Source organism: Paenibacillus sp. FSL K6-1096 (genome assembly GCF_037977055.1).
Taxonomy (GTDB): Bacteria; Bacillota; Bacilli; order Paenibacillales; family Paenibacillaceae; genus Paenibacillus_AQ.
Genome location: NZ_CP150274.1, coordinates 3897121 through 3910000 on the forward strand (window position 1 = coordinate 3897121; position 12880 = coordinate 3910000).

Sequence of the window (12880 nt, forward strand, 5' to 3'; positions counted from 1 at the left end):
TTGAGAAGCTTGCCTATTCTTGATCTTCCGATATATCAACTAAATCAATTATTTCCCGTATATCTTCAATGTTTAAAGCCTCTGCAATTCTAACGATATGGCTGAAATTAATGCTTTCTCGTTTTCCATTAGTTAATTCGCTTAATGCTGCGTGGCGGACCTTCGATAATCTAGACAACTCCCGCATCGAAATCTTATGTTTTTTAGTTAGATCAGCTATTTTCACTACTATCCTTTTTTTCATAATAATCCCTCACTCATTCTGAGCCTAAATTATGATGAAACCCATGAAGGAGGTCCCTATGCCCGACATTCCCGATTCCCTATATCACGACCCCCATTACCGCCCGCTCAACAGGCAGATTACTGATTCTCTGGAAGCTTGGAAACAGAGGCTGTCCCCAGAGGAGTTCGAGGAGCTGGAGGCCTTATTGGAGCTGTATTCACAAGTGCAGGGAATGGATATGACCGCTGCATTTGTGTCCGGGTTCAAGGCCGGGACGATGATGATGATTGAAGTACTGGCCGATGATCAGGAACGATCCACGATGAAGAACTGATAGACGACATACAGATTCTCAATAATCAGGATGATGTATAGCAGATTCACGAATGGTTTGGTCTTTTTTGCTGCTGCCTGGTTTGACTTGATCCGGCTTGTTCGGGTTGGAATTGGCCCTGAAAGCGGAGCTGCCTGGTCACGGGATGAGCTGGAAGCAGAGCCCGGAAGAGAGATTTTGGAGATCATAATACTGAACAGAATGATTTGCGATAGGCTCCCAATGGCCATCTCGATCATGCTTAGGATCTTCAGGAACCCTTTGGGCGAGAAATCCCCATACCCCACTGTAAAAAACGTCGTCGCACTAAAATACACCGCATTGAGCAGGCTTAAATGGTAATGCTTGTTCTCGATGTTACTATGATTAACCTCAACCGGGTTACCAGCTCCGTATTCACTATCCGGCAGCAGGATATAATCTCCGGCAGGCTCCTCTTTGTGGATGTTAGAGGAATACTCGAAATCCGGCAGAGAATATGAGATTTCTGATCGTGTCACAGTGGTATTAGAGTAGCCTTGATACAGGATGGCAAACCCTACAATCACCAGGACCATGAACAGGAAGATTTCCAGAGTCACATAGAGCAGATTCTTTTTAACCCTTGAGAAGATAAATAACACAAATTCGCTAACACAGATCAAAACAAACGATAAGAAAATTACCGGCGGTACCCAGAAGTATTCATGTATTGAATTGGCGAAATAAATCTGGGAAGCAGGGAAGCCGGTGTTGAGAATAAGTGCTGAATACAACGCAATAACGCCCAAAACGGTCCTATTCCTAGTATACAAAGTATACACTACAAGACTAAACACAAAGTTAAGCCAGACGAAGACAAGTGTATAAGGAATCGTATTACTGCTCGCCCAACTTCCGGGAAAATCTACATAGACGATGATATCCCACAGCCCGGATTTTAACATCCTCGCCTCTTCTTGTTGAATCAACAAATTAGGGAGCTTACGGTGGTCCTTGGAGACCGTGACAAATCCCGCCTTCACGGCCAATTGATTCAGGGAATGCTGCTTCGCAGAATCCAGATAGACAATGAAAGAATTCGCTGAAGCTTCCTCCAGATACACCGTTGTCCCCAGAACAAGCTCCTGATACAGACGGATGCCCCTGTCTACGAGATGCTCAATGGACTCCCCCTTGAAGTAGGTCCCAGATGTGTATAGCTCCCCTCCCTCGGGCAACTCGACAGTTGAGGCATCTTTTAACTTCTGATTGTATTTCCCCACATATTCATTGCTGATCCCATAGAGTGGAATGATTCTTCCATCCCCGGCTTTGAGCGTCACAAGATCGATCACTTTAGTGATCTTAACATGTTGAAGGGGGAGCGGGTTGTTCTCAGCAGATACCTGCGTATGATTACAGAAGAGACTTATAATCCAGATCAAGGAGAGGACAAGAATGACCTGTCGCCTGAACACCATCGCCTTCACTCCGCCAGCTCCCCATACCTCCCCACCGCCATCTCCGCCGACATCAGCATACGCTGCTTCAGCTGCTCGCCCTCGGTGATCTTCACGCGCAGGCCCAGGAAGCGGATGCGGGAGAGCAGGAATTCGCTGTCATCCCTCATGTAGTGGACGGTGATGTGGTAGAGGCCGGCGGATTCATCGAAGGAGACGGACTTGTCAAAGCAGGAGAAGGCGGCCAAGATCCGCGACAGCTCGGCATTGTAGACGGGAATGACCTGGATGCAGGCGGAGGCCTTCCGGCCATCCAGTAAGCGGGCGATCCGGGCCTTGAGGCCGTCGATGCGCTTAGCCGGGACCGGGGCGGGCCTGACCGAGATGATGTTCGCCAGCTTCGTGGACATGAGCGAGCGCTGCCGGGTGCTGTACCATTGCAGATACCATTCCCGCTTGTACATATTGTACTCCAGCTTGTGGGGGAAGCCGGACGGATCGGTCCGTTCCCCGCCATGCTTGATCGCATAGGTAATCTCAATCCCCTGATCTTGCATGATGATGCGGCGCAGGTGGCGGAGCAGCGGGTGATAGACCTGGCGCTCCTTGCTGCGGGCCTTCTCGATTATGATCTCCCCCACTTCAATCGAGGTTTCGGTTTCCAGCAGGGAGTTCAGTTTAAGCAAGGTTTCCGGTGAAAAAGCCTCGGCCGCCGCCGGATGCCGCAGCATCGTCTTCAGCCAGGAACGCTCCTGCGAGGTCAGCGCCAGAGAGCCTGCCTCCTCCAGGCGGGAGATGATCTGGAAGTTGAATATTTTCTCAAAAGGATTCATAGTAGCTCTTCATCTCCTTCCATTCCTCAATGAACTGCTTACGCAGCCAGCGGGGCTCCAGAATCTCGCAGCTGGAGCCGAAGCTCCGCAGCCACGGCTTGATCTCAAAAATCTCATTCACCGTAATCTCATACAGGAAGGTCGTATCGGATTCCTCTGTAATCACGCCCCACTGCCCCTGCGCCTCGACCCGCTCCCGGATGAAGTTGGCCCCGGACCGTCTGGGGTTAAAGAACCGGACGGCGACCTTGACCGCACGGTTAGTATCGGTTACCCAGCTATGCTTCATCTGGAGCTCCAACTGCTGAAGCCGCTGTGCAAATTCCTCTTCCTCTACAGGCTCACCTTCTTCAATCTGGGTTAGGCCGTCCATCCGTAATTTCTTAATCCCTGTCCGGCTATGATAGCCGATCAGATACCAGCGCCCATACTGATGATCGTAGACGACACGAAGCGGAAGCAGGCTGTCGCTGACACCCGCCGATTCCCGCGCGAACAGGGGATTGGTGTTCTGGGAGGTGTAGTTCATGCCTTTTTTGGGCGACAGGTAGAGGAAGCTAATTCTCCGGCGTTGCTGAATCGCCCCGTGGATCGTATAGAGATGGGCCTCATCCAGAATCCTTGAATGGTAATGGTATTTGTAGCGGTGGGTCTCTGTAGCCTCGGGATTCATCCCCCGTATCCGCAGCGCCTTCTTCAGGTTGTCACGCAGCAGGTAACCCTGAACAGACGGAATCTGCGTATTGGCGATCACATCCACATAATCGAACAGGTCGAGCAGCTCGTCATCCGTCAACTGGTCCAGCAGATCATTGGCTGCCTTGTACCGGTAGGGACGTTTGTCATTCACCCGTACAATTACGCCGACCTCCTCCAGGTATTTCAGGTCTCCCCGGATCGTCTTCTCGTCCGGCAGCGGCGAATCGGCAGGCATCTGGTCACAGCAGCCGTCATGCAGCTCCTTGGCCGTCAGCTCCTGCGCTTGAAGTGCGGTTAACAGCAGCGTCAGCCGGATGCTCTCCGTTTCCTTTAGCGATTTCGCCCGGAACAGAAACAGGAGCAGCGGGTCGGCGGACTCATAGTAATTGTAGCGGAGCCACTCGGACAGCTCGGTGCCTTGCTCAGCAGGCAGGTCCTGCTGCAGGACCGTCACCATCTCCTTGAGATTGCGCAGCGTTTTGTCATAGGTATGTACGGAAATGCCGAGCCGCTCGGCGAACTGCTGCCTGCTGTAAGCGCCCCCGGCTAACGACAATAAGCGAAGAAACTGTATTTCTTTATCGAAGCTTTCTCTGGCCATATGTATTCCCCCAGCCTGTTATGCAGTCAAGAATTGTATTAGTTAATACCTCTATTAAGCACCAGAGTTGCATGAAATGGAAGATTTTTGTCCGCCGCCATACTTCCACCCTGTTCCTCCCTGGCAAAATGAAGGAAGATAAAGCCAGCGAAACCGACTTGGAACGGAGGGACACCATGAATCCTATAAATACGCTCATCCATGAGCAATTGAAGCAGGTTGAACAAGAGGAGCAAGTGACGATCCTCTATGCGTGCGAGTCTGGCAGCCGGGCATGGGGCTTCCCCTCGCAGGACAGCGATTACGATGTGCGGTTCATCTACCTGCATAAGCCGGAGTGGTATTTATCGATCTGGGATACACGAGATGTCATAGAGCGTCCAATTAATAATATGCTGGATTTAAGCGGCTGGGATCTGCGCAAAGCGCTGAGACTGTTCCGCAAATCCAACCCGCCGCTGCTGGAGTGGCTGCAATCCCCGATCCAGTATGCTGAGAAGTTTAGTGTGGCGGAGCAGCTCAGGGGGATCTCGCCGTATACCTTTTCCCCGAAATCCTGTATGTACCACTACCTGAATATGGCCAGAGGGAACTACCGCGATTACCTGCAAGGGGAGCAGGTCAAGATCAAGAAATATTTCTACGTGCTGCGCCCGGTGCTGGCCTGTGAGTGGATTCACCGGTACGGGGAGATGCCGCCGATGGAATTCGAGGTGCTGGTGGACCGGCTGATTCCAAGAAACGGCCCGCTGTGGCCGGTGGTGCAGCAACTGCTGGCCCGGAAGCGGTCAGGAGAGGAGCTTGACCTGGAGCCGCGGCTTAGTGCGATTAATGAGTATCTGGAAGAGCAATTGCAAGCGCTGGAGAAGACAGCAGCGGCATACCTGAGTACCAAGGGGGACAATCGGGACCGGCAGCTTGATGCTCTTTTCCGGGATGCTTTGCAGGAAGTGTGGGGACTGAATTTGTAGAGGAGGCAGACAATCATGGCTATTATACAACTGAGATCAACGAACCCGCAGCTGAGCTTCATCATCCGCAAGAATCCGCAGAGCGGGATGCAGCTGCGCCCGGTCCGCCAGGGTATCGCCTACGGCTGGTATTCGGATGAGACCACTTATAATGTGTATTTTAAGGACGCTGACAATGAAATCTCCTATAAAAAGAACGAAGGCGAGAGCTTCGAGTACCTCAATGTCTCCCGCTATAACACTCCGCTGTTCCCGCTGAATGCGGTGAATGAGTTCTTCTCGGCCCCGTTCAAGGCGCTGGATGATCGCGATGCGGAAGGGTATGAGCATTCTTGGTACATCCAGATGATTCACGTCGAGCGTCTGCATTATATAAAGTTCTTCGCGCAGCATCTGAAGGACTACACGTTCAAGCTGGAGCATCAGGCGCATAAGAGCTACTCCCTAACCATTACTACGCGCAAAAGCCTCTACCACCTCCTGCATGTGGTCAGCGTACTGTCGTTGTTCCTATCGATCTTCGGGGACGAATATATCGATATCTCCGACCGGATTCTGGAGAAGTATATCCCCAGCCTGAGCGTGATGGATGCGCCATTCTATATCCGCAGCCTGTTCGCCCGGAGCCTCTTGAAGACCCGCGAGCAGTTCAGACGGTATAAGGCCGCCATTGAACATACGGAGCTGTATTCGATCGGGCTGGAGTATGGAAGTACCGCCATGCAGCGGCGCACATATATCTCGGGATTGCTTTCATTCGATAAGCCCATCCTGGATGTCGGCTGCGGGGAAGGCTTCTACGCTATTCCGTATGCCGGGAAGATCGAGGGCACCTATTACGCAGTGGATATCAACGAGGAGCTGCTGGAGGCCGTGAACCGCAAGGCAAAAGCCAAGGACATCGACAACATCGCGACCTTCCGCTCGCTGGAGCATTTCCTGGAGTCGTACAACGGGGAGCAGGTGGATGTCATTTTGACTGAGGTAGTGGAGCATATGAGCGAGGCAGAAGCAGCGGCGCTAATCCGCCAGATCATTCGTGAGGTGGACTTCGGGCAGCTGATCGTGACCACGCCGAATGCGGATTTCAACCCATACTATGAGCTGGAAGGCTTCCGGCATGAGGATCATAAGTGGGAAAAGGGTCAGGCGGCGTTCCAGGAGTGGCTGACTGCTACACTGCAAGGACTGGATGTGGAGATCGAATTCTCACTGGTAGGCGACCGGGTAGGCGAGATCCGCACCACACAGAGCGCCATTGTGCGCAGACAGGAGGGATAAACCATGGACATTCAGACGAAGGTACACACGATATTCATGCTGGTTGGCGCGACGGAGTGCGGGAAGTCTACTTTTGCCAAGGAAGTGCTGATCCCCCAGCTTAAGCTTTCGGACAGCGCCACAGGTCTGCGCACGAATGTGCAGTATCTGTCCTCGGATATGATCCGTCAGGAGATCCTGGGCTATGATTACGATAAATACGACCAGGTGATGCTGGAGGCCAGCTCACATACATTCGCGCTGTTGTTCGAGCGGCTGAAGCGGGTCACCTCCTGGCCGATTAATGCCGAGTTTGTCATTCTGGATACGATTGGCCTCGCCGAAGACTACCGCAGCAAGGTGCGGGCGATTGCCCAGGAGAATAACTATAACGTTGAAGTGATTCTGTTCGATTACCGTAAGCGGGAGGATTATTATGCCTCGGAGCGCTCGAAGAAGCTGATTTCCAGCCACCTGAACCGGCTGCGCCGAGAAGTGCTGCCTGTGCTGTCCCGCGAGGGCTACGGTAGTGTTCATAAGGTGCGCGCGAAGGATTTTCTGCTGGAAGGTCTGGAAGGTACTGAAGGTACGGGGAAAAAGCAGCCGAACCCGGATTACCGGGTGCATATTCAGGACTGGGAGGCGTATGCCGCTGCGGTGCTTCCGCAGGATCAGGAATACATTGTGGTCGGAGACGTACACGAATGTGTTCAGGAGCTGCAAGGCCTGCTGCGCAGCTACGGTTACAAGATCGAGGAAGGGAAGCTAAGCGTTACGGATAAGCTGAAAAATACACGGATCATCCTGGCGGGCGACTGGATCGATAAGGGTAAGCAGACCCGGGAGATCATAGAGTTCCTGTATAACAATCAGGAGCATTTCCTGTTCGTCATGGGCAACCATGAGAACTTCGTCTACAAGTATCTGCGCGGGGAGATCAAGGGGGTCGAGCCGGAGCTGTTGAGAAGTTATTTTGACTCCACTCAGGTGTTACAGGAGGACGAGGAGCTGTTCCGACAATTCTCCGTGCTGGTGGAGAGGGCGAAGCCTTTTTACCGTTATATCGGGATGCACGGCCCTTCCTTCTATGTGACGCATGCGCCTTGCCGCAACAAGTATATCGGGAAGCTGGATACGAACTCGCTGCGCCATCAGCGCAACTTCCGGCTGGACCGTGAATCTGCTTACGAGCCGCAGCTTGAATTCCTGAAGGAGGAAGCGGAGGGGAACCATCCGTTTCACCTGTTCGGCCATATTGCGGCGAAGCAGACGTTCCGGATCAAGAACAAGCTTCATCTCGACACGGGGGCTGTGCAGGGGAACGGGCTGACCTCGGTCCGCATCTCCTTCAAGCCGTTCTACAAAAGCCATAAATCCCAGCAGCCTCTACTGCAGGAGGAGTTGCCGGTCCTCTTCCGCGAGGAGCACAAGGTCTCTCTGCAGGAGCTGGATACGGAGTCCATGCGCAGACTGCACTATTCCTCACAGAATAAGGTCAACTTCATCTCCGGGACGATGTCGCCGGCGGATAAGGATGAAGCAACGGGCGAGCTGGAGTCGCTGCGCAAGGGCTTGGACTATTACGCCGGACGCGGGATATCCGAGGTGGTCCTTCAGCCTAAATACATGGGCTCCCGCTGCACGGTGTATCTGTACCGGGACGTAGAGCATTGCTATGCGGTTAGCCGTAACGGTTATAAGGTCAAAGCTGTCGATCTGACGCCGGTTTACGAAGGGCTGCTGGAGCGGTTCGGAACGTATATGGTGGAGCAAGGTATCCGTGTGCTGCTGCTGGACGGGGAGCTTTTGCCCTGGAAGGCGCTGGGGGAAGGGCTGATCGAACGCCAATTCGAGCCGATTGGGCGGGCGCTGGAGAATGAGCTTGCGTTCCTTAGAGAGCACGGGTTCGAGGAATCGCTCGGTGAGCTGATCCAGGTGTATGAAGCCAGCGGGTTCGAGCAGGACCAGCATCATCTGACCAAAGAAGCGCTTAACAAGAGCTACGGCGCGCATGTGTACCAGACGTTTAAGCATGTGCGCAGCATCCGGGACTCTTACGTGGGGCTTGACCAGCGGGATGAAGCATACCGGGTGTATAAGCAGCAGCTGGAGCTGTACGCCGGGGATGCGGAGCTGGACTATAAGCCATTTGCCATCCTAAAAGAGGTGCTGGAGAGCGGGGAGGAACGGCTGCCTGAGGGGGTAACCTCGGAGCAGTACCGCTTCCTGAATGACGATGAGATTCTGGTGCTGGACCTGCAGAAGCCGGAGGCTTACAGCCTGGCTGAGGAATATTTCGCCGCTATTACGGTTGAGCAGAAGATGGAAGGCATCGTCATCAAGCCGGAGCAGGAGCAGCCGGGAGTGGTGCCTTACCTGAAGGTCCGCAATCCGGGGTACCTGTCGATCATCTATGGCTACGATTACCGGTTCCCGCACAAATATGCCAAGCTGCTGAAGCAGAAGAACATCGTGCCGAAGCTGCGGACATCCTTAGCCGAGCACCGGCTGGGCAAGCAGCTGCTGGAGGTCAAGCTGGAGGAGATCTCAGCGGACAACGACACCTACAAGCAGATTGCCGCGAACCTGCTGTTCGAGGTGAAGAAGGAGCAGGAGATCGATCCAAGGCTATAAAATGGTGAGGCAGGCTGCCGGGAGGCTCCCGGTGGTCTGCCTTTGTTTTGTTATAGAGATGATGTTTTACGTCTGAAGATATATACCGCGTGATCCTCCGAGGGCGGCAGGATGAGCCGAGATAAAGACTCATTCAGCTCCATGCTGAAATGGTCCGCCCGGGTATACGTATCGAAGTCGCCCGTAATCGCCGGGTCTCTGCTGCCAATAACGATGTACATATCGGCTGAATTCGAGCTGAATACATGCTTCTCATAATTATTTTTAGGCACTGGCCAGGAGCAGATGACCACCTGGGGTGCATATTTGTTCAGCGCCGCTTTGGCATCGGCCTTCTCTACGTCCTCCGGGTAAGTGATGTAGTGTGCCCAACTGTGATCATCCGTTGCGATGCAGTTCGTCCCGTTGTCCTTCAGGAACCGGGTTAATGTGCCATCCCCCGCAGCAATCTCCACACACTTCTGATCCCCGATCAGAGCGGACAGCTCCTTGATTAGGCGGCTTGAATAGAAGCAGTAGATGCCTTGCTTGTTCACAAGCGGCATTAACACCTTTTTACGGATAATCACGGGCCAGAACAGCCTGAACAGCGGAAGCGAGACAGGCTTGCGTTCAAGCTTCCGCTTGAACAGGAGCTTTTGCAGAATGAAGCCGTCCCATAGATTGAACCTCACGCTCCCGGAGGCAGTCCCGGTGGACACCGCTAGCTGAAGCTGCTCGATCAGATAAATCGCGAAGCGCGCTTTAATAATATCCGGTAAGAAGGCATCCACGGTGGTCTGGTTGAAGCCGCTTTTTAGAATTTTTGACTTGGCGAGCTTGGCACTGCTTGTATATTTGCTCAGCAGATTATGAATCAGGCTAGTTTGCTGGTTGCTGGTCAGACGCTGTATTTCCTGAAGCACCTCCTCTTTGTATTCGGGGTACTCCCGCAGCAAGGTGCTCGTATCTATTTCGTTCATCAGAATTTGCTGGGCATCAATTTTATTGAATGGTTGCATGGTTCTCTCCCGGTCTACGTTATAAGTTAACTATAGCAGGAATGCTAGTATGTTGAAAACGCCTCAAAATTCTAATATAAATTAAAAATTATTAAAGTGATGTATTATACTGACAATTAGAATGTTTAATATTAGGATTTAATTAAATTAATGGAACTTGGGGTGTGAGAATGAAGTTAAATCTCTTTACCACGAATACCTGCAATTTAAATTGCAATTATTGTTATGAAGGTGACAAGAATAAGAACCGGATGACCAAAGAAACAGGCAAGCAGATTATAGACTTTTTTTGGGACAAAGATAAAGATGGTATTTTTAACATTAATTTTCATGGCGGAGAACCGCTTATCGAATTTGAGCTCATTAAGTATCTGGTTGAATACATAAACGAAAAAAGAAAATTAACCAACCCGGATTTCCGGCTGGAATTCTCAATGACGACTAATGGCACGCTGTTGACCCAAGAGATTGCCGATTTCCTGCATGCTCATCAATTTATATTGCGGCTGAGCCTGGATGGAAATGAACAAGCACATAACCTGCATAGAAGAACTTTTAATAATAAAGGATCATTTGAGCAAGTTCTCCAAGGTGCCGGCTATCTCCGAAACGCAGGAGCAGATTTCACAGTACGCATGACCGTTACTCCGGAGAATGTAGTCTACCTTACGGATAGTGTGGAGTGGTTAATCGCTAATCATTTTCTGAAAATCAATATTATTGCCGACTCCTTCGCCAACTGGGATGACCAGTTTGAACGCCTTACTGCTTCGTTTGAGCGGATTAAAGAGTTTTACCTGATAGAGAGACCCGTGAGTAACCTGAAGATTAATCTATTTGACGGCAAATTCTCTTGTTATATGCTGGATTCCCCTCCATTGTTCTGCAATGCGGGGTTTGGCAGCTTCTCGTTAAGCACCTCGGGGGAGATCTATCCATGCGTGTATGTGGTGGATCAGGAAGAGTATTGTATCGGTGATATCTTCCGCGGCATCTCCCCTTTGAAACGCAAAACTTGTATTGAATCCTCGTTGCTCAGAGAGAACGGGTGCGGTGACTGCAGCATACAGGGCTTTTGTCATGCCAGGAAGTGCGGGTTCCTGAACTTGGTGACAAATGGATACCTGGACCGGCCGAATCCATTTTTGTGTAAGCATGAGCAGGTGTTATACAGCATGCAATCTGAAGTGGTTGAGCAACTATATCAGAACGGGGATCAGCAGATCCATTGGATGTTCGATAAGCTCAAAACTATGCCAGAGCTAAAGGTAAATCAGAAGATTGAAAAATACATCCGTGGAGAGGAACGAGTCTATTGACCGGGAACCCATTCAAGGTTGGTCTGGTTGTACCGTTATTTTGTCCTACCCATGAATTCAGTGATATGGTGGTTGAATATTTGGGGTTCGGCTATATCGCCTCGTATCTGAGACAGTTCGGTGTAAGTGTGGAGATTATTGAGCCCTTTGTGGAAAGGTTAAGCATCGAAGAGGTTGCTGAGCGAATCTCACACGGCAAGTTCGACTTTCTGGGCTTCACCCTGATGTCCTCGGATTATTTCAGAGGAATGCGCAGCATATTAGATCAGCTATCCGGGGCAGACCTGGAGAATGTACATATTAATGTCGGCGGATATTACGCAACCTTCTTTAGGGATCAGATTCTTCAGCGGGAGGCTAGAGTTCATTCGCTCACCCTCGGGGAAGGGGAACGAACCATCAAGGAGCTTATTGAGCGGTTGAAAGAGAATGCCTCTATAAAGGATGTTGCCGGCTTACTCTACCGGAGAGAGGACGGGATTGTGCTGAGCAGCGGCGACCGCAGGTTAATGTCCGCCGAGGAGCTGAATGAGCTGCCGTTCCCGGCGCGGGATCATATCGATATCATCTTGCAGAGGAAAGGCCGAATACAGGTGAATTCCAGCCGCGGGTGCTTCGGCCAGTGTACGTTCTGCGCGGTGCATTCTTATTATGATCAGCAGCAAGGCATGAAGTGGAGAGGCAGAAGCGCTGAGAATGTCGTGCAAGAGATTGAGCATCTGGTCACAACGTATGGGGTGAAATATATCCACTTCTCCGATGAAGAATTCGTCGGTCCGGGGATTAGAGGCCAGGAGCGGGCCAGGCAGATTGCACAGCTGCTGCTCGATAAGAACCTGCACATTAAATTCAGTTTGTATTGCAGGGCGGACAGTGTTGATCCGGAGACGTTTCAGCTTCTAGCGCAAGCCGGTCTGGAGAGTATATTTCTTGGTGTTGAATTCGGGGTGCAGAGCACCTTGAATGACTACCGGAAGGGGATAACCGTAGATCAGATAAAGAAAGCGCTCTCTATCCTTAATGGTCTAAAGATTCGCATCAACGTCGGTTTTATGATGTTTGAGCCGCTGTCAACGGTTGAGAGCTTCAGGGAAAATATGAAGTTTTGTATCGAGCATACCAAATTCACGCTAAGACGAGTGATCAGTCGGATGGCTATTTATCCGTATTCGGTTGCGTATCACCGCTTAAAGCCGGTCATCGATATGGATGAGGAGCTGTCGTTCGATGATATGTTTGGCGATCACTATCCGTACAGATTTCAGGATCAGCGGGTGGAATTCTTGTATCATCTGCTGACCCAAAGCCTCAAGGTGATTTCACCGTCCATTAAGTATCTGGAAATCCGCAAGACTCCTTCCCCGCAGCGCAGGGAGCAGCTCTTAGCCCGGTGGTCCTATGAGGTCTATTCGCTGATTGACTCCATATCTGCAGAGATTCAACATGAGCCGGATTTAACTGACGCGAGTCTCCAGGCATACATACAGAAATTCAACAACCAATTAACCGCATGGGATGCGGACGGGAGCCTGGTAAGCCTAACCTCGTGAAATCCTTCATCCATATTACGTGAAGGAGGTG

11 protein-coding genes are annotated in these 12880 nt (G+C 51.3%); 6 read left to right on the forward strand and 5 right to left on the reverse strand.

The genetic code is table 11. From position 1 onward, the window contains the following. Positions 1 to 13: 13 nt before the first annotated feature. On the reverse strand, positions 14 to 244 hold the full coding sequence (locus tag MHI24_RS17455; RefSeq protein WP_340020796.1) for a helix-turn-helix transcriptional regulator: 231 nt from the start codon (positions 242 to 244) through the stop codon (positions 14 to 16). A 58-nt stretch (positions 245 to 302) separates the two neighbouring features. Here MHI24_RS17455 and MHI24_RS17460 point away from each other — a divergent pair, with 58 nt between their 5' ends. Then, on the forward strand, positions 303 to 560 hold the full coding sequence (locus tag MHI24_RS17460; protein WP_340020797.1) for a DUF6809 family protein: 258 nt from the start codon (positions 303 to 305) through the stop codon (positions 558 to 560). Here MHI24_RS17460 and MHI24_RS17465 read toward each other — a convergent pair. Genes MHI24_RS17465 through MHI24_RS17475 form a run of 3 tightly spaced genes read right to left on the reverse strand, consistent with a single transcriptional unit; the run spans position 533 to position 4114 of the window. Further along, positions 533 to 2002, reverse strand: a complete 1470-nt coding sequence (locus MHI24_RS17465) for a potassium channel family protein (protein WP_340026719.1) — start codon at positions 2000 to 2002, stop codon at positions 533 to 535. The two genes, MHI24_RS17460 and MHI24_RS17465, sit on opposite strands and share 28 nt — an antisense overlap. A 5-nt stretch (positions 2003 to 2007) precedes the next feature. Further along, entirely contained in the window at positions 2008 to 2814 is an 807-nt protein-coding gene (locus tag MHI24_RS17470; protein WP_340020798.1) for a WYL domain-containing protein, read from the reverse strand. After that, the gene (locus MHI24_RS17475; protein WP_340020799.1) at positions 2801 to 4114 is read right to left on the reverse strand and encodes a WYL domain-containing protein; all 1314 of its coding nucleotides are present in this window, start codon (positions 4112 to 4114) and stop codon (positions 2801 to 2803) included. The genes MHI24_RS17470 and MHI24_RS17475 overlap by 14 nt, the downstream gene beginning before the upstream one ends. A gap of 176 nt (positions 4115 to 4290) precedes the next feature. On the opposite strand from MHI24_RS17475, the gene MHI24_RS17480 reads away from it, so the two are divergent. Genes MHI24_RS17480 through MHI24_RS17490 form a run of 3 tightly spaced genes read left to right on the forward strand, consistent with a single transcriptional unit; the run spans position 4291 to position 8979 of the window. Next, positions 4291 to 5085 (forward strand): nucleotidyltransferase domain-containing protein, encoded by a 795-nt coding sequence (locus MHI24_RS17480; protein ID WP_340020800.1) that lies wholly within the window; start codon positions 4291 to 4293, stop codon positions 5083 to 5085. Between the two features lie 15 nt (positions 5086 to 5100). Next, entirely contained in the window at positions 5101 to 6366 is a 1266-nt protein-coding gene (locus MHI24_RS17485; protein WP_340020801.1) for a class I SAM-dependent methyltransferase, read from the forward strand. Between the two features lie 3 nt (positions 6367 to 6369). Then, positions 6370 to 8979: a metallophosphoesterase gene (locus MHI24_RS17490; protein WP_340020802.1), complete on the forward strand. Its 2610-nt coding sequence runs from the start codon at positions 6370 to 6372 to the stop codon at positions 8977 to 8979. 50 nt (positions 8980 to 9029) lie between these two features. Here the strand turns inward: MHI24_RS17490 and MHI24_RS17495 are convergent, their stop codons facing one another. Next, complete coding sequence (locus MHI24_RS17495; RefSeq protein ID WP_340020803.1) at positions 9030 to 9980, reverse strand: hypothetical protein; 951 nt, start codon at positions 9978 to 9980, stop codon at positions 9030 to 9032. A 170-nt stretch (positions 9981 to 10150) separates the two neighbouring features. Between MHI24_RS17495 and MHI24_RS17500 the strand changes: the two genes are divergently transcribed. Together MHI24_RS17500 and MHI24_RS17505 are read left to right on the forward strand one after the other, a co-directional pair. Next, a complete protein-coding gene (locus MHI24_RS17500; RefSeq protein WP_340020805.1) occupies positions 10151 to 11299 on the forward strand; it encodes a radical SAM protein in 1149 nt (382 codons plus the stop codon). Beyond that, positions 11296 to 12849, forward strand: coding sequence for a radical SAM protein (locus MHI24_RS17505; RefSeq protein ID WP_340020806.1), 1554 nt, complete (start codon positions 11296 to 11298; stop codon positions 12847 to 12849). Before MHI24_RS17500 ends, MHI24_RS17505 begins: the two co-directional genes overlap by 4 nt. Positions 12850 to 12880: the final 31 nt, after the last annotated feature.